The organism is Streptomyces sp. NPDC030809, from assembly GCF_055572195.1.
Genome location: NZ_JBVIDV010000006.1, coordinates 1 through 24499, shown reverse-complemented (window position 1 = coordinate 24499; position 24499 = coordinate 1). Strand labels below are relative to the sequence as shown.

23 protein-coding genes are annotated in these 24499 nt (G+C 72.5%); 19 read left to right on the top strand and 4 right to left on the bottom strand.

All coding sequences use genetic code 11. The features are described from left to right. Positions 1-135: 135 nt before the first annotated feature. Both ACZ407_RS10205 and ACZ407_RS10200 read right to left on the bottom strand, forming a co-directional pair. On the bottom strand, positions 136-1365 hold the full coding sequence (locus ACZ407_RS10205) for a DUF349 domain-containing protein (protein WP_468127155.1): 1230 nt from the start codon (positions 1363-1365) through the stop codon (positions 136-138). Between the two features lie 188 nt (positions 1366-1553). After that, the gene (locus ACZ407_RS10200) at positions 1554-2339 is read right to left on the bottom strand and encodes a peptidylprolyl isomerase (RefSeq protein ID WP_468127153.1); all 786 of its coding nucleotides are present in this window, start codon (positions 2337-2339) and stop codon (positions 1554-1556) included. A 165-nt stretch (positions 2340-2504) separates the two neighbouring features. On the opposite strand from ACZ407_RS10200, the gene ACZ407_RS10195 reads away from it, so the two are divergent. The 4 genes from ACZ407_RS10195 (at position 2505) to ACZ407_RS10180 (ending at position 6633) form a co-directional block, all read left to right on the top strand. Then, the gene (locus tag ACZ407_RS10195; RefSeq protein WP_468127151.1) at positions 2505-3215 is read left to right on the top strand and encodes an MBL fold metallo-hydrolase; all 711 of its coding nucleotides are present in this window, start codon (positions 2505-2507) and stop codon (positions 3213-3215) included. A 10-nt stretch (positions 3216-3225) separates the two neighbouring features. Continuing rightward, positions 3226-4488 (top strand): histidine--tRNA ligase, encoded by a 1263-nt coding sequence (hisS, locus tag ACZ407_RS10190; RefSeq protein ID WP_468127150.1) that lies wholly within the window; start codon positions 3226-3228, stop codon positions 4486-4488. Between the two features lie 131 nt (positions 4489-4619). Next, on the top strand, positions 4620-5234 hold the full coding sequence (locus ACZ407_RS10185; RefSeq protein WP_468127148.1) for a vitamin K epoxide reductase family protein: 615 nt from the start codon (positions 4620-4622) through the stop codon (positions 5232-5234). A 43-nt stretch (positions 5235-5277) separates the two neighbouring features. After that, entirely contained in the window at positions 5278-6633 is a 1356-nt protein-coding gene (locus ACZ407_RS10180; RefSeq protein ID WP_468127146.1) for a replication-associated recombination protein A, read from the top strand. Between the two features lie 386 nt (positions 6634-7019). Here ACZ407_RS10180 and ACZ407_RS10175 read toward each other — a convergent pair whose 3' ends face one another. Continuing rightward, a complete protein-coding gene (locus ACZ407_RS10175) occupies positions 7020-7946 on the bottom strand; it encodes a DUF2470 domain-containing protein (RefSeq protein ID WP_468127145.1) in 927 nt (308 codons plus the stop codon). A gap of 55 nt (positions 7947-8001) precedes the next feature. Between ACZ407_RS10175 and rpsD the strand changes: the two genes are divergently transcribed. Further along, entirely contained in the window at positions 8002-8613 is a 612-nt protein-coding gene (gene rpsD / locus ACZ407_RS10170) for a 30S ribosomal protein S4 (protein WP_226733492.1), read from the top strand. Between the two features lie 26 nt (positions 8614-8639). Here rpsD and ACZ407_RS10165 read toward each other — a convergent pair whose 3' ends face one another. After that, the gene (locus ACZ407_RS10165; protein WP_468127143.1) at positions 8640-10799 is read right to left on the bottom strand and encodes an ATP-binding protein; all 2160 of its coding nucleotides are present in this window, start codon (positions 10797-10799) and stop codon (positions 8640-8642) included. A gap of 135 nt (positions 10800-10934) precedes the next feature. On the opposite strand from ACZ407_RS10165, the gene ACZ407_RS10160 reads away from it, so the two are divergent. The 14 genes from ACZ407_RS10160 to nusB all read left to right on the top strand — a co-directional run bounded on the left by ACZ407_RS10160 (position 10935) and on the right by nusB (position 24367). Further along, positions 10935-11378, top strand: coding sequence for a DUF948 domain-containing protein (locus tag ACZ407_RS10160; protein ID WP_468127141.1), 444 nt, complete (start codon positions 10935-10937; stop codon positions 11376-11378). A 7-nt stretch (positions 11379-11385) separates the two neighbouring features. Continuing rightward, positions 11386-11739: a DUF6167 family protein gene (locus ACZ407_RS10155; protein WP_468127140.1), complete on the top strand. Its 354-nt coding sequence runs from the start codon at positions 11386-11388 to the stop codon at positions 11737-11739. Next, the gene (gene alaS / locus ACZ407_RS10150) at positions 11739-14408 is read left to right on the top strand and encodes an alanine--tRNA ligase (protein ID WP_468127139.1); all 2670 of its coding nucleotides are present in this window, start codon (positions 11739-11741) and stop codon (positions 14406-14408) included. Before ACZ407_RS10155 ends, alaS begins: the two co-directional genes overlap by 1 nt. Beyond that, entirely contained in the window at positions 14408-14878 is a 471-nt protein-coding gene (ruvX, locus tag ACZ407_RS10145; protein ID WP_468127137.1) for a Holliday junction resolvase RuvX, read from the top strand. Before alaS ends, ruvX begins: the two co-directional genes overlap by 1 nt. A gap of 125 nt (positions 14879-15003) precedes the next feature. After that, positions 15004-16827, top strand: a complete 1824-nt coding sequence (gene mltG / locus ACZ407_RS10140) for an endolytic transglycosylase MltG (protein ID WP_468127135.1) — start codon at positions 15004-15006, stop codon at positions 16825-16827. 82 nt (positions 16828-16909) lie between these two features. Continuing rightward, positions 16910-17740, top strand: a complete 831-nt coding sequence (locus ACZ407_RS10135; protein ID WP_468127577.1) for a shikimate dehydrogenase — start codon at positions 16910-16912, stop codon at positions 17738-17740. A gap of 165 nt (positions 17741-17905) precedes the next feature. Next, complete coding sequence (gene aroC / locus ACZ407_RS10130; RefSeq protein ID WP_468127133.1) at positions 17906-19090, top strand: chorismate synthase; 1185 nt, start codon at positions 17906-17908, stop codon at positions 19088-19090. Beyond that, on the top strand, positions 19087-19605 hold the full coding sequence (locus ACZ407_RS10125) for a shikimate kinase (RefSeq protein ID WP_468127132.1): 519 nt from the start codon (positions 19087-19089) through the stop codon (positions 19603-19605). The genes aroC and ACZ407_RS10125 overlap by 4 nt, the downstream gene beginning before the upstream one ends. Beyond that, entirely contained in the window at positions 19602-20693 is a 1092-nt protein-coding gene (gene aroB, locus ACZ407_RS10120; protein ID WP_468127131.1) for a 3-dehydroquinate synthase, read from the top strand. Before ACZ407_RS10125 ends, aroB begins: the two co-directional genes overlap by 4 nt. Further along, the gene (gene aroQ, locus ACZ407_RS10115) at positions 20690-21130 is read left to right on the top strand and encodes a type II 3-dehydroquinate dehydratase (protein ID WP_468127130.1); all 441 of its coding nucleotides are present in this window, start codon (positions 20690-20692) and stop codon (positions 21128-21130) included. Before aroB ends, aroQ begins: the two co-directional genes overlap by 4 nt. Positions 21131-21302: 172 nt before the next feature. Beyond that, a complete protein-coding gene (locus tag ACZ407_RS10110; RefSeq protein ID WP_468127128.1) occupies positions 21303-22064 on the top strand; it encodes an AAA family ATPase in 762 nt (253 codons plus the stop codon). 144 nt (positions 22065-22208) lie between these two features. Continuing rightward, positions 22209-23315, top strand: coding sequence for an aminopeptidase P family protein (locus ACZ407_RS10105; RefSeq protein ID WP_468127127.1), 1107 nt, complete (start codon positions 22209-22211; stop codon positions 23313-23315). A 51-nt stretch (positions 23316-23366) separates the two neighbouring features. Then, positions 23367-23933, top strand: a complete 567-nt coding sequence (gene efp / locus ACZ407_RS10100) for an elongation factor P (protein WP_468127125.1) — start codon at positions 23367-23369, stop codon at positions 23931-23933. 2 nt (positions 23934-23935) lie between these two features. After that, positions 23936-24367, top strand: a complete 432-nt coding sequence (gene nusB, locus ACZ407_RS10095; RefSeq protein ID WP_468127123.1) for a transcription antitermination factor NusB — start codon at positions 23936-23938, stop codon at positions 24365-24367. Positions 24368-24499 lie beyond the last annotated feature (132 nt).

The following is a 24499-nucleotide window of genomic DNA, read 5'->3' as shown; positions in this document are numbered from 1 at the left end:
GGGTGTCGAAGACTTCGCCTGTGTGACCTCGCCCCGCCGGCCGGAGCCGGGGAAAAAAAAGGGGGAGGGGGCCCGGGGGATGGGACCACTCCCCCGGGGCCCCTTCCGTCCTCCTCGGGCGGCCGCCCGGCGGGGTCAGCCGCCGAACTCCTCCAGGCCCTTCAGCGCCTGGTCGAGCAGGGCCTGACGGCCCTCCAGCTCACGGGCCAGCTTGTCGGCCTTGGCGTCGTTGCCCGCCGCGCGCGCCGCGTCGATCTGCTTCTGCAGCTTGTCGACGGCGTCCTGCAGCTGGCCGGTCAGACCCGCGGCGCGGGCCCGCGCCTCCGGGTTGGTACGCCGCCACTCGGCCTCCTCGGCCTCCTGGATCGCCCGCTCGACGGCGTGCATCCGGCCCTCGACCTTGGACCGGGCGTCCCGCGGCACGTGGCCGATGGCCTCCCAGCGCTCGTTGACGGAGCGGAACGCGGCCCGGGCCGCCTTCAGGTCCGTCACCGGCAGGAGCTTCTCGGCCTCGCCGGCCAGCTCCTCCTTCAGCTTCAGGTTCTCGGTCTGCTCGGCGTCCCGCTCGGCGAAGACCTCGCCGCGGGCCGCGAAGAACACGTCCTGGGCCCCGCGGAAGCGGTTCCAGAGCTCGTCCTCCGACTCGCGCTGGGCGCGGCCCGCCGCCTTCCAGTCCGCCATCAGCTCGCGGTACCGGGCCGCCGTGGCGCCCCAGTCCGTGGAGCCGGAGAGCGACTCGGCCTCGGCGACCAGCTTCTCCTTCACCTTGCGGGCGTCCTCGCGCTGCGCGTCCAGCGAGGCGAAGTGCGCCTTGCGGCGCTTGGAGAAGGCCGAGCGGGCGTGCGAGAAGCGGTGCCACAGCTCGTCGTCCGACTTGCGGTCCAGCCGCGGCAGGCCCTTCCAGGTGTCCACCAGCGCGCGCAGCCGCTCGCCGGCCGCCCGCCACTGGTCGCTCTGCGCGAGCTCCTCGGCCTCGGCGACCAGCTTCTCCTTGGCCTGCTTGGCCTCGTCGGTCTGCTTCGCCTTCTGGACCTTGCGCTCCTCGCGGCGCGACTCCACGGTCGAGACCAGCTTGTCGAGCCGTACGCGCAGCGCGTCGAGGTCGCCCACGGCGTGGTGTTCCTCGACCTGCTGCCGCAGGTGCTCGATCGCGGTCGCCGCGTCCTTCGCGGAGAGATCGGTGGTCCGCACCCGCCGCTCGAGGAGGCCGATCTCGACCACCAGGCCCTCGTACTTGCGCTCGAAGTAGGCCAGGGCCTCCTCAGGGGTGCCGGCCTGCCACGAGCCGACGACCTTCTCGCCATCGGCAGTACGCACGTACACGGTGCCCGTCTCGTCGACGCGGCCCCACGGGTCGCTGCTCACAGCGCCTCCTCCACCTGATGCCCGCCGGGGGTCCACCCCCCGGGCATCGTCCACAGTTTCCTGGGGCGGGCAGCGCCCGCCCTGCACAACGCCAACATAGGCGACCGCCGGGCCGGCTGTCCGCATCCAGCACCACGGAATCCGGCCCGACGGAAAACGGGGGCGGGGGCACCCGCCCCCGCGCCCGGTCAGTCCTTGACGACGGTGGCCTTCCCGATGGTCACGGCCTTCTTCGGGGCGCCGTCGGTCGAGCCGCCCTCCACCCCGTCCTTCGCCACGTCGTTGACGGCCTTCAGGCCCGCCGCGTCCATCGTGCCGAAGGGGGTGTACGTCGGGGGCAGCTTGCTGTCCTTGTAGACCAGGAAGAACTGGCTGCCGCCGGAGCCGGGCTGACCGGTGTTGGCCATGGCCACGGTGCCGGCCGGGTAGGTCACGGTGCCGTCCGCGCCGGCCTTGCCCAGCCCGCCCAGGTTCTCGTCCGGGATCGTGTAGCCGGGGCCGCCCATGCCGGTGCCCTGCGGGTCACCGCACTGCAGGACGAAGATCCCGCCGGTGGTGAGCCGGTGGCACTTGGTCTTGTCGAAGTAGCCCTTGTCGGCCAGGTGCTTGAACGAGTTCACCGTGTGCGGGGTCTTCGCCGCGTCCATGGCGATCGCGATCTTGCCCTGGTTCGTGTCCAGGGTGAAGGTGTACTTCGCCTTCCCGTCCACGGCCATGGCCGGCTCGCTCTGCTTCGAGGGCGCCGCCGAGGGGGTGGGGGAGCCGGAGGCGGACGCCGCCGGGGTCTCCTTCTCGTCCTTGTCGAACACGCCGCCGGCGACGGCGCCGATCACCGCCGCGGCCACCACGGCCACGGCCGCACCGATGATCAGCGCCCGCTGCCGCGCCTTGCGCCGGGCTTCCGCCCTCCGCTGCTGCTGACGCTCGAACTTCTCCCTGGCGAGCTGTCGCCGCCGCTGATCGCTCGTGACCACCGGGTCGTCTCCTTGTGCGTGTCTGGTACAGCCGTCCGGGCTGGGGCTAGGCCGTACCGTATATGGGTTCGCTGTGTGATGAGCAGCGCCGGTAGGCTCTGGTCTGCCGCGACCTCCATCCGGACGACCGCGGCCGGACCGCCGGACGACATTTAAGGGACGAACGTGCTCATTGCCGGGTTCCCCGCCGGGGCCTGGGGGACCAACTGCTACGTGGTCGCCCCCGCCGCCGGCGAGGAGTGCGTCATCATCGACCCGGGCCACCAGGCCGCCCAGGGAGTCGAGGAGACGCTGAAGAAGCACCGTCTCAAGCCCGTCGCGGTCGTCCTCACCCACGGCCACATCGACCATGTGGCCTCGGTGGTCCCCGTGTGCGGCGCCCACGACGTGCCGGCCTGGATCCACCCCGAGGACCGGTACATGATGAGCGACCCGGAGAAGGCGCTCGGCCGGTCCATCGGGATGCCGCTGATGGGCGAGCTGACCGTGGGCGAGCCGGACGACGTCCGCGAGCTGACCGACGGCAGCGCCCTCAAGCTGGCGGGTCTGGACTTCTCCGTCGCGCACGCGCCCGGCCATACCAAGGGGTCGGTGACCTTCCGGATGCCCGAGGCGGCCGACATCCCCTCGGTCTTCTTCTCGGGTGACCTGCTCTTCGCCGGCTCCATCGGACGCACCGACCTGCCCGGCGGCTCCCACGCCGAGATGCTCGAGTCGCTGGCCCGCGTGTGCCTGCCGCTCGACGACTCGACCGTGGTGCTGTCCGGCCACGGTCCCCAGACCACCATCGGCCGCGAGCGCGCGACCAACCCGTACCTCCGGGAAGTCGCCGCCGGCCAGGGAGGCGGCCACGCCGCCCCACGACGAGGAATGTGACGAGAGTTTCGTGAGCACCTTCAAGGCCCCCAAGGGCACGTACGACCTGATCCCGCCCTTCTCGGCGAAGTACCTGGCCGTCCGCGAGGCCATCTCCGCCCCGCTGCGCACCGCCGGCTACGGCTACGTGGAGACCCCCGGCTTCGAGGACGTCGAGCTGTTCGCCCGCGGTGTCGGCGAGTCGACCGACATCGTGACCAAGGAAATGTTCACGCTGACCACGAAGGGCGGCGCCAACCTGGCGCTGCGCCCCGAGGGCACGGCATCGGTGCTGCGCGCGGCACTGGAGGCCAACCTGCACAAGGCGGGCGGCCTGCCCGTCAAGCTCTGGTACTCGGGCTCGTACTACCGCTACGAGCGCCCGCAGAAGGGCCGCTACCGACACTTCTCGCAGGTCGGCGCCGAGGCGATCGGTGCCGAGGACCCGGCCCTCGACGCCGAGCTGATCATCCTGGCGGACACGGCGTACCGCTCCCTGGGCCTGCGCAACTTCCGGATCCTGCTGAACTCGCTCGGCGACAAGGAGTGCCGTCCGGTCTACCGCGAGGCGCTCCAGACCTTCCTGCGCGGGCTCGAACTGGACGAGGAGACCCTGCGCCGGGCCGACATCAACCCGCTGCGGGTGCTCGACGACAAGCGGCCCGAGGTGCAGAAGCAGCTGGCCGACGCGCCCCTGCTGCGCGAGTACCTGTGCGAGGGCTGCAAGGCGTACCACGAGGAGGTCCGTGCGCTGATCACCGCCGCGGGCGTGGCCTTCGAGGACGACCCGAAGCTGGTCCGCGGCCTGGACTACTACACCCGCACCACCTTCGAGTTCGTCCACGACGGCCTGGGCTCCCAGTCCGCGGTCGGCGGCGGCGGGCGCTACGACGGCCTGTCCGAGATGATCGGCGGCCCCGCGCTGCCCTCGGTGGGCTGGGCGCTGGGCGTGGACCGCACCGTGCTGGCCCTGGAGGCCGAGGGCGTGGAGCTGGACATCCCGCCGGTCACCGAGGTCTACGCGGTCCCGCTGGGCGAGGAGGCCCGGCGCGTGCTGTTCGGCGTGGTCACGCAGCTGCGCGCCGCCGGTGTCGCCGCGGACTTCTCGTACGGCGGGAAGGGGCTGAAGGCCGCCATGAAGGGCGCCAACCGCTCGGGCGCGCGGCTGTCGCTCATCGCCGGGGAGCGGGACCTCGCCGAGGGCCTGGTCCAGCTCAAGGACATGGAGTCCGGCGAGCAGACCGCGGTGGCCCTGGAGGGCCTGGTCGAGACGGTCCGCGCGAAGCTCGCCTGACGCGCACGCGCACGCGCACGCGCACGGAGGCCGGACGGCGGATGCCGTCCGGCCTCCGGCTTCCCCGCCCCGCGCCGGCCGCCCGTCCTGCGGGTCCCGCAGTGGCGGCGGCCGAGATCGCGTGCGGCAGAATGCACCGCATGACGACTACGGGCGAGAAGACCGGACGGACCGTCGGCGCGAGCCGGGCCCTGGCCTGGCTGCTGGTGGTCACCGGCGCGGCCGGACTCCTGGCCGCCTGGGTGATCACGATCGACAAGTTCAAGCTGCTTGAGGACCCGGACTTCGTCCCGGGATGCAGCTTCAACCCGGTCGTGGCCTGCGGCAGCATCATGAAGAGCGAGCAGGCCTCCGCCTTCGGGTTCCCGAACCCCATGCTCGGCCTGGTCGCCTACGGGATCGTGATCTGCGTGGGCATGAGCCTGCTGGCCGGGGCCCGGTTCCGGCCCTGGTACTGGCTCACGTTCAACGCCGGCACCCTCTTCGGCGTCGGGTTCTGCGCCTGGCTCACGTACCAGTCGCTCTACCACATCAACGCCCTGTGCCTGTGGTGCTGCCTGGCCTGGGTCGGCACGATCGTCATGTTCTGGTACGTCACCTCGCACAACGTGCGCGAGGGCCTGCTGCCCGCTCCCGGCTGGCTGCGCTCCTTCCTCGGCGAGTTCACGTGGGTGCTGCCGGTCCTGCACATCGGGATCATCGGGATGCTGATCCTGACCCGCTGGTGGGACTTCTGGACCTCCTGAGCCGCGGGGCCGGGTTGTCGGTGCTCTCGCTTAGGCTTCCCGTGTGGAACCCGATCTGTTCACCGCTGCCGCCGAGGAACGCCAGGAGAAGGACCCGGCGAGCTCCCCGCTCGCCGTCCGGATGCGTCCGCGCACCCTGGACGAGGTCGTGGGGCAGCAGCACCTGCTCAAGCCCGGTGCCCCGCTGCGCCGGCTCGTGGGCGACGGGGCGGGAGGTCCGGCCGGCTCCTCCTCGGTGATCCTCTGGGGACCGCCCGGCATCGGCAAGACCACCCTCGCGTACGTGGTCAGCCAGGCCACGAAGAAGCGGTTCGTGGAGCTCTCCGCGATCACCGCCGGGGTGAAGGAGGTGCGCGCCGTCATCGAGGGCGCCCGCCGGGCCGCCGGCGGGTACGGCAAGGAGACCGTCCTCTTCCTGGACGAGATCCACCGGTTCAGCAAGGCCCAGCAGGACTCCCTGCTGCCCGCGGTGGAGAACCGCTGGGTCACGCTCATCGCCGCCACCACCGAGAACCCGTACTTCTCGGTGATCTCCCCGCTGCTCTCCCGCTCCCTGCTGCTCACCCTCGAACCCCTCACGGACGAGGACCTCAGCGGGCTGCTGCACCGCGCCCTGACCGAGGAGCGCGGGCTCGGCGGCGCGGTCGGGCTGACCGTCGAGGCCGAGGCCCACCTGCTGCGGGTGGCCGGCGGGGACGCCCGGCGGGCGCTGACCGCCCTGGAGGCGGGGGCCGGCTCGGCGATCGCCAAGGGCGAGCCGGAGATCACCCTCCAGACGGTGGAGGAGGCGGTGGACCGGGCGGCCGTGAAGTACGACCGGGACGGCGACCAGCACTACGACGTGGCGAGCGCGCTGATCAAGTCGATCCGGGGCTCGGACGTGGACGCGGCGCTGCACTACCTGGCGCGGATGATCGAAGCGGGGGAGGACCCGCGGTTCATCGCCCGGCGACTGATGATCTCGGCGAGCGAGGACATCGGGCTGGCGGACCCCACCGCCCTGCCGACGGCGGTCGCCGCCGCCCAGGCGGTTGCGATGATCGGCTTCCCCGAGGCCGCGCTGACCCTCTCGCACGCGACGATCGCCCTGGCCCTGGCGCCCAAGTCGAACACCGCGACCACGGCGATCGGGGCGGCGCTGGCGGACGTACGGGCGGGGCTGGCGGGGCCGGTGCCGGCGCATCTGCGGGACGGGCACTACAAGGGGGCGGCGGCGCTGGGGCATGCGCAGGGGTATGTGTACCCGCACGACGTGCCCGGCGGGATCGCGGCTCAGCAGTATGCGCCGGACAAGATCCATGGGCGGCGGTACTACGAGCCGACGCGGTATGGGGCGGAGGCGCGGTACGCGGACGTGGTCGAACGAGTCCGAGCCCGCCTCCGCGGCGACCACCCCTGACCCCTCCCGGGGCTCCGCCCCGCACCCCGCGCCTCAAACGCCGGCGGGGCTGGAATGCGGGGCCCTTGTCCGGGCCCCGCGCCCCATGCGCCTGGGCGGGCGCACAAGCTTCGGGGGCTCCGCCCCCGGACCCCCGCGCCTCAATCGCCGGCGGGGCTGGAATGCGGGGCTCTTGTCCGGGCCCCGCGCCCCATGCGCCTGGGCGGGCGCACAAGCTTCGGGGGCGGAGCCCCGAAATCCAGCCTCGCCGGCGATTGAGGCGCGAGGGTCCGGGGCGGAGCCCCGAAATCCAGCCCCGCCGGCGATTGAGGCGCGGGGTCCCGGGCGGAGTCCCGAGAGCCGGTCTTGCCGGTGGTCGCGGCGCGGGGTTCGGGGCGAGCCCCGGGTCAGGAGGGTGGGGATGCTGCCTCGAACAGGTGGTGCATGGCCCGGCGCAGGCCGCACACGTCCCGCACCGGCTCGACGAAGTCGAAGCGCGCGTCGAAGGGCCGCGGCCCCGTGACGCGGATGCGCAGGCCCAGCCGGTCCAGTGCCACCGGCACCGCCCGCCCCGCCGCCGCATCCCGCTCCCGGACCCCGAGCAGCCGGGTCAGCCGCTGGACCTGGTCCCCGTGGGAGGCGTGCAGGTGCTGGAGCAGCTCGGCCTCGTGGGCCACGAGCGGGTCCGGCCGGGCCTCGCCGAGCTCCGCGGGATCGACCTGCTCGGCGCCCCACAGGTCGTCGAGCCCGATCTCGCCCACCTCCAGCCGGAGCAGCGCCCAGGCCGGCCGCCCGTACCGGCCGGGCTCGGGGTCCTCGGACAGGGCCTCGGCCGTGCCGAGGATCTCGCCGACCGGATGCCGCTCGGCGAGCAGCATCGCGCAGGCCGCCCGCTCCTCGCCGCGGACCGGGGTCAGCCAGCCCGCGAGCTGCGCACGGGCTCGGATACGATGGGGCACGGACACCGGCGCCACGTCCGTGATCTCGATCACGGCGGGGAGGTCGTCGTCCTGGGCGTGAGCGGCAGCCCTGGCAGCCGCGGATTCCCCGGAAACAAGGAGAATCACGTCCCCGTCCGGGGTGACGGTCCGTGCGACCGGCATCCCTGTCCCGAACTCCTCGGGCTCGCGCGTGTCGTGAGCACCCTGAAGCGTGAGGGATACTGAGGCGTTGGACTCTACGAGGGTTCGTACGCGTTCGGCTCCGGTGAGCTGCCGAACGCCTTCCCTGGGACGCGGCTGACCTTGCTTAACGTCGTCGAAAGCGGATTCCGTTGCACTGGAATCCGAACTGCGATGCGCACTGGGCAGGGGGATCCCATGTGGTCGAGACATTACGTCCTCCTCGCTAAGGTAAGCCTCACCTAACTTACATGGAGGTAGGTTCCCCGTGAACCAGAAGCGACCCAAGGTCAAGAAGTCGCGTGCCCTCGGCATTGCGCTGACCCCGAAGGCCGTCAAGTACTTTGAGGCCCGCCCCTACCCGCCGGGCGAGCACGGCCGTGGCCGCAAGCAGAACTCGGACTACAAGGTCCGTCTGCTGGAGAAGCAGCGTCTGCGCGCGCAGTACGACATCTCCGAGAAGCAGATGGCCCGCGCGTACGACCGCGCCAAGAAGGTCTCCGGCAAGACCGGCGAGGCCCTGGTCGTCGAGCTCGAGCGTCGTCTGGACGCCCTGGTCCTGCGTGCCGGCATCGCCCGCACCATCTACCAGGCCCGCCAGATGGTCGTCCACGGTCACATCGAGGTCAACGGCGGCAAGGTCGACAAGCCGTCGTTCCGCGTGCGTCCCGACGACGTCATCACGGTCCGCGAGCGCAGCCGCGAGAAGCACCCCTTCCAGGTTGCCCGCGAGGGTGGCTACGCCGGTGAGGGCGAGACCCCGCGCTACCTGCAGGTCAACCTGAAGGCCCTGGCCTTCCGCCTGGACCGCGAGCCGAACCGCAAGGAAATCCCGGTCATCTGCGACGAGCAGCTGGTCGTCGAGTACTACGCCCGCTGATGCGGGAGTAGCCACTCACAGGCTGGTCAGCCCGTCGGTTCCCCGGAAGGGGAGCCGGCGGGCTTCCTGCTGTCCGGCACCTGCCCCGGCGCCCCCGGGGCCCGGCCCGCCGCGGCCCTCGGCAGGCGCCGGGCGCGGAACCGCACCGCCCGCTCCACCAGCGGGTCCAGCGGCAGGAGCCGGCCCTCCGCCGCCCGTTCGGCGTAGCCCGCCGCCCCCAGCAGCTCGCCCGCCTGCTGCCGGCAGGCCAGCCGCGGCCCGTTGAAGTACCCCGAGCCGAACAGCTGGAGCCCCACCGACCGCCACAACGCCTCGGCGGCCCCCTGGAGCACCGCCGCCTCCGCCGGGTCCCCCTCGCCCACCGTCACGAGCGCCAGCAGCTCCAGCGCCAGCACCAGGCCCAGCAGGTCGTGGAAGGCGTGGTTGATGCGCACGCACTCCACCAGCAGCCGGCGCGCCTCCGCGCAGTCCCCGCCGCCCAGCGCCGCGTACGCCAGGACGTACAGGGCGTAGGCCCGCGTCCACAGCTCCCCGTGGTCCTCGCAGATCTCCCGCACCTCGTGGCACAGCTCCAGGGCCCCGGGCAGGTCCCCCCGGAAGGCCGTCGCCATGGCCAGCTCCACCTGGCACATGAGCACGTTGCTGTTGAGCTCCCCGGCCCGCCGGTACCGCTCCAGGGCCTCGCCGAGCAGCTCGGCCGCCCGCTCCATGTCGTCCGAGACCAGTGCCAGGCAGCCCAGCCGGTGCACGGCGTAGGCCGCCGCGAGCGGGCTGTCCGCCAGCTCCGCGCCCTCGCGGCACTCGTGCAGGGCGCCGAGCGCCGCCACCGCGTCGCCCTGCAGGCAGGCCACGTACCCGAGCACCCACAGGGCCTTGAGCCGGGAGCCGTCGTGCGCGGTCTCGTGGGCGTCCGGCTCCAGGGCCCGGTCCAGCCAGTGCCGGCCCTCGGACAGCCGCCCGCAGCCGGCCCAGCAGAACCACAGGGTGCCCGCCAGGTACTGGCCGAGGTGGGCCTCCTCCGGGGTGTCCAGGCAGGTCTCCAGCGCCAGCCGCAGGTTCGGCAGCTCCGCGTCCACGAGCGCCGCCACCTCCCGCTGCCGCGGACTGAACCAGTCCAGCTCGCACCAGGTGGCCAGCCCCATGTACCAGTCCCGGTGCCGCCGCCGCAGCCGCCCGGCGTCGCCCTGCGCCGCCAGCCAGTCCGCTCCGTACTCCCGTACGGTGTCCAGCATCCGGTAGCGGGCGCCGGCCGGCCCCTCCTCGCGGACCAGCAGGGACTGGGCCAGCAGTTCGCCCAGCACGTCGAGCAGCTCCTCCGGCGGCAGGTCCGGGCCCCCGCACACGTACTCCGCCGCGTCCAGGTCGAACTGACCGGCGAACACCGACAGCCGCGCCCACAGCAGCCGCTCGGCGGGCGTGCACAGCTCGTGGCTCCAGCCGATCGCCGTCCGCAGCGCCTGGTGGCGGGGGAGCGCCCCGCGGGTCCCGCCCGTCAGCAGCCGGAACCGGTCCTCCAGCCGGGCCAGCACCTGTTCCGCGGACAGCGTGCGCAGCCGGCCCGCCGCCAGCTCCAGGGCCAGCGGGATCCCCTCCAGGCGCACGCAGAGCTCGGCCACCGCCTCGCGGTTGCCCGCGGTGACCTCGAAGCCGGGGGCGGTGGCCGCGGCGCGCAGCACCAGCAGCTCCGCGGCCTCCGCCCCGCCGAGCGGGGCCAGCGGGTAGGTGTGCTCCCCGTCCAGCGCCAGGGGCCGGCGGCCCGCCGCGAGCACCCGCAGCCCGGGGGAGTGCCGCAGCAGCTCGCGGACCAGCTCCGCGCAGGGCTCGACCAGCTGCTCGTAGCCGTCGAGGACGAGCAGCAGCTCGCGACCGGCCAGGTACTCGGCCAGGACGGTGCGCGGCGGCCGGGTGGTGTGGTCCGTCAACCCGAGGGCCTCGCCCAGGGCGTGCCCCAGCAGGTCCGGGTCGCGGACCGCGGACAGCTCGGCGAGCCAGGCGCCGTCGCAGTAGCGTTCCTGCGCCTGCCGTGCGGCACGGACCGCCAGCCGGGACTTCCCGACCCCGCCCACCCCGGTGACCGTCACCAGCCGGGAGCGCTCCAGCAGCCGCGCCAGATCGGCGAGTTCGCGACCCCGCCCGACGAGCTCGTTCAGCTCCGAGGGAAGATTGCCGCACGTCCTTGGTCGCATGGGACACGGAGGGTACTGCTCCGGATGCGCTGCGTACAAGGCGGGCCGTGCGGACCCCGAATTCCGGTACGGGCGGGCAGCCCCGGCGCGATAGGGTCGGGGGAAGACTTTTCGATGTTCAGGGAGCGGTGCAACGTGTCCGGTGGAGAGGTGGCCGGGATCCTCGTGGCCGTCTTCTGGGCGATCCTGGTCTCGTTCCTCGCGGTGGCTCTGGCGAGGCTCGCCCAGACGCTCAAGGCGACCACCCGGCTGGTGGCCGAGGTGACCGAACAGGCCGTGCCGCTGCTGGCGGACGCCTCGACCACGGTCCGCTCCGCCCGCACCCAGCTGGACCGCGTCGACGCCATCGCGAGCGACGTCCAGGAGGTCACCTCCAACGCCTCTGCGCTCTCCTCCACCGTGGCCACCGCCTTCGGCGGCCCGCTGGTGAAGGTCGCCGCCTTCGGCTACGGGGTCCGGCGGGCCCTGGGCCGCGGCGAGGGCGCCGGCTCCGGCGGGGTGCCGCCCCGGGCATCGCGTCGTACCGTGATCGTCGGTCGCACCGTGCCCCCCGCGCGGCGCCGCAAGCAGAAGGACTGAGACCGGGATGTTCCGCCGTACCTTCTGGTTCACCGCGGGCGCCGCCGCCGGCGTGTGGGCCACCACCAAGGTCAACCGCAAGCTCAAGCAGCTGACCCCCGAAAGCCTTGCCGCGCAGGCCGCCGAGAAGGCGGTCGAGGCGGGCCACCGCCTCAAGGACTTCGCGCTCGACGTCAAGGCGGGAATGGCCCAGCGCGAAGACGAGCTGAACGATGCACTCGGGCTGCACCAGGACCCCGAGGCCCTCGCCCCCGCCGACAACGTGCGCGTCCTCCCCGGACAGCAGCGCCGTCTGCGGGCGATCGAGGACAAGAACCACCACCGACCGAAGTACTCGTACAACCGGAATGAGGACCACTGATGGAGTCGGCTGAAATTCGCCGCCGCTGGCTGAGCTTCTTCGAGGAGCGCGGTCACACCGTCGTCCCTTCGGCGTCGCTCATCGCGGACGACCCGACTCTGCTGCTGGTGAACGCGGGCATGGTCCCGTTCAAGCCGTACTTCCTGGGCGAGACCAAGCCGCCGGCCCCGCGCGCCACCAGTGTGCAGAAGTGCGTCCGCACCCCGGACATCGAAGAGGTCGGCAAGACCACCCGACACGGCACGTTCTTCCAGATGTGCGGCAACTTCTCCTTCGGCGACTACTTCAAGGAAGGCGCCATCAAGTACGCCTGGGAGCTGCTGACCAGCTCCGTGGCGGACGGCGGCTACGGCCTGGAGCCGGAGAAGCTCTGGATCACCGTCTACCAGGACGACGACGAGGCCGAGGAGATCTGGCACAACGTCGTCGGCGTCCCGCGCGAGCGGATCCAGCGCCTGGGCAAGAAGGACAACTTCTGGTCCATGGGCGTCCCCGGCCCCTGCGGCCCCTGCTCCGAGATCAACTACGACCGCGGCCCCGAGTTCGGCGTCGAGGGCGGCCCGGCCGTCAACGACGAGCGGTACGTGGAGATCTGGAACCTGGTCTTCATGCAGTACGAGCGCGGCGCCGGCGAGGGCAAGGAGGACTTCCCGATCCTCGGCGACCTGCCCTCCAAGAACATCGACACCGGTCTCGGCCTCGAACGCCTCGCGATGATCCTGCAGGGCGTGCAGAACATGTACGAGACCGACACCCTGCGCGTGGTCATGGACAAGGCCACCGAGCTGACCGGCGTCCGCTACGGCGCCGCGAAGGACACCGACGTGTCGATGCGCGTGGTCGCCGACCACATGCGCACCTCCGTCATGCTCATCGGCGACGGCGTCACCCCCGGCAACGAGGGCCGCGGCTACGTGCTGCGCCGCATCATGCGCCGCGCCATCCGCAACATGCGCCTCATGGGTGCCACCGGCCCCGTGGTCAAGGAGCTCATCGACGTCGTCATCGACACGATGGGCCAGCAGTACCCGGAGCTGATCACCGACCGCAAGCGCATCGAGACCGTCGCGCTCGCCGAAGAGGCCGCCTTCCTCAAGGCCCTCAAGGGCGGCACGAACATCCTCGACACCGCCGTGACCGAGACCAAGGCCGCCGGCGGCACGGTCCTCTCCGGCGACAAGGCGTTCCTGCTCCACGACACCTGGGGCTTCCCGATCGACCTCACCCTGGAGATGGCCGCCGAGCAGGGGCTGTCCGTGGACGAGGCCGGCTTCCGCCGCCTCATGCAGGAGCAGCGCGACCGCGCCAAGGCCGATGCCAGGGCCAAGAAGACCGGCCACGCCGACGTCTCCGCCTACCGCGAGATCGCCGACAGCGCCGGCGCCACCGAGTTCACCGGCTACGCCACCCACCAGGGCGAGTCCACCGTCGTCGGCCTGCTGGTCAACGGCGTCTCCTCGCCCGCCGCCTCCGAGGGCGACGAGGTCGAGGTCGTCCTCGACCGCACCCCCTTCTACGCCGAGGGCGGCGGCCAGCTCGCCGACCAGGGCCGCATCAAGCTCGACTCCGGTGCCGTCATCGAGGTCCGCGACGTCCAGCAGCCGGTTCCGGGCGTCTCCGTGCACAAGGGCTCCGTCCAGGTCGGCGAGGTGACGGTCGGCGCCTCCGCGTACGCCGCCATCGACGTCCGGCGCCGCCGGGCCATCGCCCGCGCCCACTCGGCCACCCACCTGACCCACCAGGCGCTGCGCGACGCCCTCGGCCCGACGGCCGCCCAGGCCGGTTCCGAGAACTCGCCCGGCCGCTTCCGCTTCGACTTCGGCTCCCCGAACGCCGTCCCCGGCTCGGTCCTGACCGACGTGGAGCAGAAGATCAACGACGTGCTCTCCCGCGAGCTCGACGTCACCGCCGAGATCATGAGCATCGACGAGGCGAAGAAGCAGGGCGCCATCGCCGAGTTCGGCGAGAAGTACGGCGAGCAGGTCCGCGTCGTGACCATCGGCGACTTCTCCAAGGAGCTGTGCGGCGGCACCCACGTGGCCAACACCTCCCAGCTGGGCCTGGTGAAGCTGCTCGGCGAGTCCTCCATCGGCTCCGGCGTGCGCCGTGTCGAGGCCCTCGTCGGCGTGGACGCGTACAACTTCCTCGCCAAGGAGCACACGGTCGTCGCCCAGCTCCAGGAGCTGGTCAAGGGCCGTCCCGAGGAGCTCCCGGAGAAGATCGCGGGCATGCTCGGCAAGCTGAAGGACGCCGAGAAGGAGATCGAGAAGTTCCGCGCGGAGAAGGTCCTCCAGGCCGCCGCCGGGCTCGCCGAGAACGCCCAGGACATCCGCGGCACCGCCCTCGTGGTGGGCCAGGTGGCCGACGGGGTCGGCGCCGACGACCTGCGCAAGCTGGTCCTCGACGTCCGCGGCCGCATCCAGGGCGGCCGGCCCGCCGTCGTGGCCCTCTTCACCGTGGCGAACGACCGCCCGCTGACCGTCATCGCCACCAACGAGGCGGCCCGCGAGCTCGGCCTCAAGGCCGGCGACCTGGTCCGCACCGCCGCCAAGACCCTCGGCGGCGGCGGTGGCGGCAAGCCGGACGTGGCCCAGGGCGGCGGCCAGAACGCGGCCGCCGTGCCGGAGGCCATCGCGGCCGTCGAGCGTCTCGTCGTCGAGACGGTCTGATGGGCCTGCGCCGCGGCCGCCGGCTCGCGATCGACGTCGGAGACGCCCGGATCGGGGTCGCCTCGTGCGACCCCGACGGGGTCCTCGCCACGCCGGTGGAGACCGTGCCGGGACGGGACGTCCCGGCCGCCCACCGGCGGCTGCGGCAGCTCGTCGAGGAGTACGAACCCCTGGAGGTCGTGGTCGGACTGCCCCGCTCGCTCAGCGGGCGGGAGGGTCCGGCCGCGGCCAAGGTGCGCGCCTTCGCCACGGAACTCGCCAAGGGCATCAAGCCGGTGGCGGTCCGCCTGGTGGACGAGCGGATGACCACGGTGACGGCGGCCCAGGGACTGCGGGCCTCCGGCAAGAACGCGAAGAAGGGGCGGTCGGTGATCGACCAGGCCGCCGCTGTGATCATCCTTCAGAACGCTCTTGAGACCGAACGGGTATCAGGTAATCCGCCCGGTGAGTGCGTCGAAGTGGTCATCTGATCGCGATACGGTAACGTTCCGCGCAAAGTGGCGGCATTTCGAACAGCCGTCGCCCACGAAAGAGGCGGACCGGGTTGCCGTGGCGTTCGGAGCCGCGGCCGTCGTCTCGCAGCTCTAGGGGACCGATGACTGAGTATGGCCGGGGTTCAGGCCCCGAACCGTGGCACCCGGACGACCCCCTCTACGGGGACCAGGTGTGGCAGGGCCACCAGGACCGGTCCGGGCTGCCGTACGGCGCGCAGCAGCCGGGGTACCCGCAGGAGCTGCACCAGGACCCGCTGACCGCCCCGTACCCGCAGCCGAACGGGCAGTACGGCGAGCAGTACGGCGGCGGGCACCCCGGCCAGTACCCCGACCAGCACCTCCAGCACCAGCCGCAGCACCCCCCGTACGCAGACCAGTACGCAGATCAATACGCCGAGCAGTACGGGCAGCAGCACCCGCAGGTGCCCCCGCAGCAGTACGCCGACCCGCAGCACGGCTACGGGAACCGGCAGCAGGAAGCCGCCGTGCCCGCCGCCGTCCAGTACGGCGGCGGCCCCGGCGCGGGCGGCTGGGACGGCGGGGTCCCCGACGCCTACGGCCAGCAGCCCGCCCCGGGCTACCCCGGTGAGACCCCCGACCTGTACGGGACCGCCGAGGCCTACCCGCCCCCGCAGCCTCCCCACCGCCGCAGCTCCGTGCCCGAGCCCGCCACGGAGTGGCAGGACGAGGACCCCGCGGCCGCCGAGGAGCCCGAGCACGCCTTCTTCTCGGGCGGCGGCAGCGGCGGCGGCGACGGCGAGGACGAGGAGCCCGGGGACCGGGGCCGGGGCGGTTCCGGCGGCGGCCGTCGCGGCGGCCGCACCAAGACCAAGAAGAAGAAGGGCCGCAACGGAGTGGCCTGCCTGTTCGTCTCGCTCGTCCTCGTGGGCGGGGTGGGCGGCATCGGCTGGTACGGCTACTCCTTCGTGAAGGCGCGCTTCGGCGCCCCCGAGGACTACGCGGGCGCCGGCACGGGCTCCGCCGAGATCGAGATCCCCAAGGGCGCGAGCCTGGCCCAGATGGGCGGGATCCTCAAGGACGCGAACGTGGTCAAGAGCGTGGACGCCTTCGTGGCGGCGGCCCAGCAGCACGCGACGAAGGGGCTGGGCATCCAGCCGGGCCTGTACTCGCTGAAGAAGGAGATGTCGGCGGCCGCGGCGGTGGAGATGATGGTCAACCCGTCGAACATCCACGCCCTGGACGTCAACCCCGGCGAGCGCAACATCAAGGTCTACGAAAAGATCGACCAGAAGCTCAAGAAGCCCGAAGGCACCACGCGCGAGATCGCGAAGAAGCAGTGGAAGAGCTTCGGGCTGCCGGCCTGGGCGGCCAACGTGCCCAACGTGAAGGACCCGCTGGAGGGCTTCCTCTATCCCGGCCGCTACGACCTCGGCAAGGACGTCCAGCCGGAGAAGCTGCTGCGGCAGATGGTCGCGCGCGCCAACGCCGCCTACTCGGGCGAGGACCTGGAGGCGCAGGCCAGGCGGCTGGGCGTCAAGAGCCCCATGGACGTGGTGACCATCGCGAGCCTCGTCCAGGCCGAGGGCCGCTACAAGCGCGACTTCGACAAGATCGCGCGCGTCATCTACAACCGCCTGAAGCCGGGGAACACCGAGACGTACGGCCTCCTCGACTTCGACTCCACGGTCAACTACATCAAGGGCCAGAGCACCCTCGACGTGGGTGCGGTGGACTCCCTGCGCAAGATCTCGGACCCGTACAACACCTACAAGATCCACGGTCTGCCCCCCGGCCCGATCTCGAACCCGGGCGCCGAGGCCCTGCACTCCGCCCTCAACCCGGCCTCCGGGCCCTGGTACTACTTCGTCTCCGTCAGCTCCGAGAAGACCCTGTTCGCCACCACGAACGCGGAGCACGAGAAGAACCGGCGCGAGTACGAGAAGGGCCGGTCCGGGTCCCAGTGACCCGCGCTGCCGGGGGCGCCCGCCCCCGGCAGCCCCGCCGCCGGCGCGAATCCCGCAGGGGTACTCTCATGCGGTGAACTCGCTGACTGACCCTCCGATCCGACGGGCCGCAGTGCTCGGTTCCCCCATCGAGCACTCCCTCTCGCCGGTGCTGCACCGCGCGGCCTACCGGGAGCTGGGGCTCGACGGCTGGTCGTACGACCGGTTCGAGATCGGCGAGGCCGCCCTGCCGGAATTCGTGGCGGGGCTCGGTCCCGAGTGGGCAGGGCTCTCGCTCACCATGCCCCTCAAGCGGGTGGTCATCCCCCTGCTCGACGAGGTCAGCGAGACCGCGGCCGCCGTCGAGGCCGTGAACACCGTCGTCTTCACCGGGGACGGCCGCCGGGTCGGGGACAACACCGACATCCCCGGCATCGTCTCGGCCCTGCGCGAGCGGGGCGTGGACGAGGTGGAGTCCGCCGCCGTGCTCGGTGCCGGGGCCACCGCGTCCTCCGCCCTGGCCGCCCTCGCCCGCATCTGCACCGGCGAGGTCACCACGTACGTGCGCAGCAGGGCCCGCGCCGCCGAGATGCGGGAGTGGGGCGAGCGGCTGGGCATATCCGTGCGCACCGCCGACTGGTCCGAGGCCGCCCGGGCGCTGGACGCGCCCCTGGTGATCGCCACCACCCCGGCCGGGACCACCGACGCGCTCGCCGCCGCCGTGCCCGAGCGGCCCGGCACCCTCTTCGACGTGCTCTACGAGCCCTGGCCGACCGCGCTGGCGGCGGCCTGGGCCGGCCGGGGCGGCCGACTCGTCGGCGGCCTCGACCTGCTGGTCCACCAGGCGGTCCTCCAGGTGGAGCAGATGACCGGCCGACCCGGACCGCTCGCCGCGATGCGGGCGGCGGGGGAGACCGCGCTCGCCGCCCGCTAGGCTCGGCCCGGCGACCGCACCGAGGTGTCCAAGGGCCGGACGCGCGTCCGATAGTTGGACCGGAGATCGGTCCACCCGCCCGGACGTGGGAGGATCGGGGCAGGCGGGCCAGGCCGCGCACCCGGTCGCGCCCCAGTAGTTCCGGCGCGAGCATGAGGAGCATCGTTGAGCAGGTTGCGTTGGCTGACCGCAGGGGAGTCCCACGGGCCCGCACTGGTCGCGACGCTGGAGGGTCTTCCCGCCGGCGTCCCGGTCACCACTGAGCTGGTGGCCGACCACCTGGCCCGGCGGCGGCTGGGCTATGGCCGCGGTGCCCGCATGAAGTTCGAGCAGGACGAGGTGACCTTCCTCGGCGGCGTCCGCCACGGGCTCTCCCTCGGCTCCCCGGTGGCCGTCATGGTCGGCAACACCGAGTGGCCCAAGTGGGAGAAGGTCATGTCGGCCGACCCGGTCGACCCGGCCGAGCTCAAGGAGACGGGCCGCAACGCCCCCCTGACCCGCCCCCGCCCCGGCCACGCCGACCTCGCGGGCATGCAGAAGTACGGCTTCGACGAGGCCCGGCCGATCCTGGAGCGCGCCAGCGCCCGGGAGACCGCCGCCCGCGTCGCGCTCGGTGCCGTGGCCCGCTCCTTCCTCAAGGAGGCCGCCGGCATCGAGATCGTCTCGCACGTGGTGGAACTGGCCGGGGCCAAGGCCCCGTACGGGGTCTACCCGACCCCCGCCGACGTGGAGAAGCTCGACGCCGACCCGGTGCGCTGCCTCGACGCCGACGCCTCGAAGGCGATGGTCGCGGAGATCGACCAGGCCCACAAGGACGGGGACACCCTCGGCGGCGTGGTCGAGGTCCTCGCCTACGGGGTGCCGGTCGGCCTCGGCTCCCACGTGCACTGGGACCGCCGGCTCGACGCCCGCCTCGCCGCCGCCCTCATGGGCATCCAGGCGATCAAGGGCGTCGAGGTCGGCGACGGCTTCGAGCTGGCCCGCGTACCCGGCTCCAAGGCGCACGACGAGATCGTGGCCACGCCCGAGGGCATCAAGCGCACCAGCGGCCGCTCCGGCGGCACCGAGGGCGGCCTGACCACCGGCGAACTGCTGCGCGTGCGCGCCGCCATGAAGCCGATCGCGACCGTCCCGCGGGCCCTCGCCACGATCGACGTCGCCACCGGCGAGGCGGCCGCGGCCCACCACCAGCGCTCCGACGTCTGCGCCGTACCTGCGGCCGGCATCGTGGCCGAGGCCATGGTGGCGCTCGTGCTGGCCGACGCGGTCGTGGAGAAGTTCGGCGGCGACTCGGTCGCCGAGAGCCGCCGCAACGTGCAGTCCTACCTCGACCACCTGCAGATCCGGTGACCGGCGGGCCTCGCGTGGTGCTCGTCGGGCCCATGGGGTCCGGCAAGTCCACGGTGGGCGCCCTGCTCGCGGAGCGGCTGGGCGCCCCCTACCGGGACACCGATGCGGACATCGTCGCGGCCCAGGGCCGCGAGATCTCCGAGATCTTCGTCGACGAGGGCGAACCGTACTTCCGCGAGCTGGAGCGGGAGGCGGTCCGCCGCGCCCTCGCCGAGCACACCGGCGTGCTGGCCCTCGGCGGCGGCGCGGTCCTCGACGAGGGCACCCGGGCCCTGCTGTCCGGCCTGCCCGTCGCCTACCTCTCGATGGACGTCGAGGAGGCGGTGCGCCGGGTCGGCCTGGGCGCCGCCCGCCCGCTGCTCGCCGTCAACCCGCGCCGCCAGTGGCGCGAGCTGATGGAGGCCCGCCGCCACCTGTACACCGAAGTCGCGCGGGTCGTCGTGGCCACCGACGACCGCACCCCCGAAGAGGTCGCCCAGGCGGTCCTCGACGCACTGGAGCTGAAGGACGTATGACGGACCAGGTGACCCGGATCCACGTCGGCGGCAGCGCCGGACACGATCCGTACGAGGTGCTGGTCGGCAGGCAGCTGCTCGGCGAGCTCGGCACCCTGATCGGCACCCGGGCCCAGCGGGTGGCCGTGATCCACCCCGAGGCCCTCGCCGAGACCGGCGAGGCGCTGCGGGCCGATCTGGCCGACCAGGGCTACGAGGCCGTCGCCATCCAGGTGCCGAACGCCGAGGAGGCCAAGACCGCCGAGGTGGCCGCCTACTGCTGGAAGGCGCTCGGCCAGTCCGGCTTCACCCGCACCGACGTGATCGTCGGCGTGGGCGGCGGCGCCACCACGGACCTCGCGGGCTTCGTCGCGGCCACCTGGCTGCGCGGGGTGCGCTGGATCGCGGTCCCGACCACCGTGCTCGCGATGGTCGACGCGGCGGTCGGCGGCAAGACCGGCATCAACACGGCCGAGGGCAAGAACCTCGTCGGCGCCTTCCACCCGCCGGCCGGAGTGCTCTGCGACCTGGCGGCGCTGGAGTCGCTGCCGGTCCACGACTACGTCAGCGGCCTCGCGGAGATCATCAAGGCCGGCTTCATCGCCGACCCGGTGATCCTCGACCTGATCGAGGCGGACCCGGAGGCGGCCCGCACCCCGGCCGGACCGCACACCTCCGAGCTGATCGTGCGCTCCATCCAGGTCAAGGCCGACGTGGTCTCCAGCGACCTCAAGGAGTCCGGACTCCGCGAGGTCCTGAACTACGGCCACACCCTCGCGCACGCCATCGAGAAGAACGAGCGCTACAAGTGGCGGCACGGCGCGGCCGTCTCGGTGGGCATGGTCTTCGCCGCCGAGCTGGGCCGGCTGGCCGGCCGGCTCGACGACGCCACCGCCGACCGGCACAAGGCGGTCCTGGCCTCCGTGGGCCTGCCGCTGACCTACCGCGGCGACCAGTGGCCCAAGCTGCTGGAGACCATGAAGGTCGACAAGAAGTCCCGCGGAGACCTGCTGCGCTTCATCGTCCTCGACGGGCTGGGCAAGCCGACCGTCCTGGAGGGCCCGGACCCGGCCGTGCTCTTCGCCGCGTACGGCGAGGTCTCCGCGTGACCCGCCGGGTGCTCGTGCTGAACGGCCCCAACCTGGGCCGGCTCGGCTCCCGCGAGCCCGACGTGTACGGGGCCACCTCGTACGCCGGCCTGGTCGAGGCCTGCACGGCCCTCGGCGAGGAGCTCGGCTTCGAGGCCGAGGTCCGCGAGACCAACGACGAGGGCGAGCTGGTCCGCTGGCTGCACGAGGCGGCGGACGGCCGGATCCCGGTGGTCATCAACCCCGGCGCCTTCACGCACTACTCGTACGCGATGAGGGACGCGGCGGCGCAGCGCACCGCCCCGCTGATCGAGGTGCACATCTCGAACCCGTACGCGCGGGAGGAGTTCCGCCACACCTCGGTCATCGCGGCCGTGGCCAGTGGAACCGTGGCGGGCTTCGGGATCGGCTCCTACCGGCTGGCGCTGCGGGCGCTGGCCGAGGAGCTCGACGCCTGACCGGACCTGACCGGACCGGCCCCGGCACCCGCCGGGGCCGGTCCCTTCCGGCCATCGCCGGAGCCCGGGCACTTCGGATCGCCCCCGCCCGTTCACAGCGAGACGGCCGGGGGCGATAACGTTCCTGCATCGTTTGTGAAGAAGCAGCGGGCGCGAGACGGAGTGGCACCGAATGCAGCATGCAGTGGGCGGGTGGGGTCAGCCGGGACATCATCCTGGACCGCACCCCGGCGTTCCGGTAGCGCCGGCCGGTCCGTCCGCGGGCGGCTGGACGGCCCCGCCGGTGCCCCCGCCGGCGATGCTGCCGCCGATGCCGCAGCCCGTGCCGGACGCCACCGGGCACGTGGCCCTGCCCCCGGCCGCGGCCGGCACCCGCGGCGCCACCCTCGCGGTCCTGCTGATCGGCCCGGCGGGCGCGGGGAAGACCACCGTGGCCCGGCACTGGGCGAGCACCCGCCCGGTGCCCACCGCCCACATCAGCCTCGACGACGTCCGCGAATGGGTCGTCTCCGGCTTCGCCGACCCGCAGTCCGGCTGGAACGACCACTCCGAGGCCCAGTACCGGCTGGCCCGCCGCACCTGCGGGTTCGCCGCCCGCAACTTCCTCGCCAACGGGATCTCCTGCATCCTCGACGACGCCGTCTTCCCCGACCGGCCGGTGGTCGGCCTCGGCGGCTGGAAGCGGCACGTCGGCCCCGGGCTGCTCCCGGTGGTCCTGCTGCCCGGCCTGGAGATCGTCCTGGAGCGCAACGCCGAGCGGAGCGGCAACCGGCGCCTGTCCGACGAAGAGGTCGCCCGCATCCACGGCCGCATGGCGGGCTGGTACGGCTCCGGCCTCCCGATCATCGACAACTCCCACCACGACGTGGAAGCCACCGCCCGAGCCCTCGACGAAACCCTGGCCCGAGCCATATCCGCCCCACCGGGCTGGTGAAGCCCGGCCCGCGGTCAACGGGCGGCGCCCCGCAACGGCGCCCGCCAGCGGGGAGCGGAACCCGAAGCGGAGGGACGAGCCGCACGCACCCCGTCCGGACGCGCTCAACAGGCCGCCCGGCGGGGGCACTCGTACGCTCGTGACATGTCAGAGGTGTACGCGGCCCGTCGTGGCCTGCTCCGAGACCGCTGCAACGCCGCGGGCAGCACGGCCGCCCTCATCTCGCGCCCCGCGAACGTCCGCTACCTGGCAGGCGCCGCGCCACGCGACGCGGTCCTGCTCGTCGGCCCCGGCGAGGACGTGCTGTTCTGCGCCGGGAACCCCACCGGGGAGCCCGAAGAGGGCCGGCTCGACGAACTCCTGCGCTGCACCGTCCTGCCCGCCACCGCGGCCGACCCGGCCGTCGCGGCCGCCGACGCCGCCGCCGCGGGGCGCGCCGACTCCCTGGCCGTCGAGGAACACCACCTGACCGTGGCGCGCCACCGCGCCATGGGCTCGGTGGCCCCCCGGCTGCGCCTCGCCGACCTCGGAACCGCCGTGGAACAGCAGCGGCTGGTCAAGGACGAGGAGGAGATCGCCTGCCTGCGGATCGCCGCGGAGATCGCCGACCAGGCGCTCGGCGAGCTGCTGGAGTCCATCCTCGTCGGCCGCACCGAACGGCATCTGGCACTGGAACTGGAACGCCGGCTGGTCGACCACGGCGCCGACGGCCCTGCGTTCCCCACCTCGGTGGGCACCGGCCCGCATTCCGGCCGCCAGGGCCACCGCCCCACCGACCGGCGGGTCGAGGAGGGCGACTTCCTCTCCGTCTGCCTGGGCGCGAACTACCGCGGCTACCGCTGCGAGATCGGCCGCACCTTCGTCATCGGGACCACTCCCGCGGACTGGCAGATCGAGCTGTACGACCTGGTGTTCGCCGCGCAGCGGGCCGGCCGGGAAGCCCTCCTGCCGGGGGCCGCGTACCGCGACGTGGACCGCGCGGCGCGGCAGGTCGTCGACTCCGGTGGGCACGGGGAGGCCCTCCCGCCGCTGGTGGGGCACGGGGTCGGACTCGAAATCCACGAGGACCCGCAGTTGGCACCTGCCGCAATGGGTAAACTGGACGCTTGCGTGCCGGTCACCGTCGAACCGGGAGTACACCTCCCGGGCCGGGGCGGCGTCCGGATCGTTGACACGCTCGTCGTACGCCCCGAGGCGGACGGCGGACCCGAGCTACTCACCATTACGACCAAGGAGCTGCTCGCGCTCTAGCTTCGGCTGGGCGCGCACCCGCGGTCTTTCAGTCCAGGAGATTTGGCAACCGTGGCTTCCACGAACGACCTCAAGAACGGCATGGTGCTCAAGCTCGACGGGGGCCAGCTCTGGTCCGTCGTCGAGTTCCAGCACGTCAAGCCCGGCAAGGGCCCGGCCTTCGTGCGCACCAAGCTCAAGAACGTGCTGTCCGGCAAGGTCGTCGACAAGACCTTCAACGCGGGTGTGAAGGTCGACACGGCCACCATCGACCGCCGCGACATGCAGTTCTCCTACATGGACGGCGAGTACTTCGTCTTCATGGACATGGAGACCTACGACCAGCTGATGGTCTCGCGCGCCGCCGTCGGCTCCGCCGCCAACTTCCTCATCGAGGGCTTCACCGCCTCCGTGGCCCAGCACGAGGGCGAGGTGCTCTACGTGGAGCTCCCGGCCGCCGTCGAGCTGACCGTCCAGCACACCGACCCGGGCGTGCAGGGCGACCGCTCCACCGGTGGCACCAAGCCCGCCACCCTGGAGACCGGCCACGAGATCCAGGTCCCGCTCTTCATCACCACCGGTGAGAAGATCAAGGTCGACACCCGCACCAGCGACTACCTCGGCCGGGTGAACAGCTAACCGTGGCTGCCCGGAGCAACGCGCGCAAGCGCGCCTTCCAGATCCTCTTCGAGGCCGACCAGCGCGGGGTCCCCGTGCGGGAGGTCCTCGCGGACTGGATCCGCCACTCCCGGTCGGACGACCGGCAGCCGCCGGTCAACGCGTTCACCATGGACCTCGTCGAGGGGTACGCCGACAAGGTGAACCGCATCGACGAGCTGATCGCCACCTACGCGGTGGACTGGGACCTGGACCGCATGCCGGTCGCGGACCGGAACATCCTGCGTCTCGGTGCCTACGAGCTGATCTGGGTGGACGACACCCCGGACGCCGTGGCCATCGACGAGGCGGTCCAGCTCGCCAAGGAGTTCTCCACCGACGACTCCCCGACGTTCGTGAACGGGCTGCTGGCCCGCTTCAAGGACCTGAAGCCGAGCCTCCGCCGGGGCGAATAGCCCGTACGGGTGAGGCGGCATGGGGAAGGGGGGGGGGGGGGAGGTGGGGTGCCGGAAGGGTCGTGCTGCCGACAGGGGGGGAAGAAAAACCAAGGGGGGGGGGGGGGGGGGGGGGGTCAGATAACGAGGAGG

Excerpts from the sequence above, each read along its gene's own strand:
- ruvX (WP_468127137.1), top strand. The coding sequence starts at position 14,408 with ATGGGCCTGCGCCGCGGCCGCCGGCTCGCGATCGACGTCGGAGACGCC.
- ACZ407_RS10175 (WP_468127145.1), bottom strand. The coding sequence starts at position 7,946 with ATGTCTCGACCACATGGGATCCCCCTGCCCAGTGCGCATCGCAGTTCG.
- ACZ407_RS10165 (WP_468127143.1), bottom strand. The coding sequence starts at position 10,799 with ATGCGACCAAGGACGTGCGGCAATCTTCCCTCGGAGCTGAACGAGCTC.
- ACZ407_RS10110 (WP_468127128.1), top strand. The coding sequence starts at position 21,303 with ATGCAGCATGCAGTGGGCGGGTGGGGTCAGCCGGGACATCATCCTGGA.
- mltG (WP_468127135.1), top strand. The coding sequence starts at position 15,004 with ATGACTGAGTATGGCCGGGGTTCAGGCCCCGAACCGTGGCACCCGGAC.
- ACZ407_RS10155 (WP_468127140.1), top strand. The coding sequence starts at position 11,386 with ATGTTCCGCCGTACCTTCTGGTTCACCGCGGGCGCCGCCGCCGGCGTG.
- alaS (WP_468127139.1), top strand. The coding sequence starts at position 11,739 with ATGGAGTCGGCTGAAATTCGCCGCCGCTGGCTGAGCTTCTTCGAGGAG.
- ACZ407_RS10105 (WP_468127127.1), top strand. The coding sequence starts at position 22,209 with ATGTCAGAGGTGTACGCGGCCCGTCGTGGCCTGCTCCGAGACCGCTGC.
- ACZ407_RS10185 (WP_468127148.1), top strand. The coding sequence starts at position 4,620 with ATGCACCGCATGACGACTACGGGCGAGAAGACCGGACGGACCGTCGGC.
- aroB (WP_468127131.1), top strand. The coding sequence starts at position 19,602 with ATGACGGACCAGGTGACCCGGATCCACGTCGGCGGCAGCGCCGGACAC.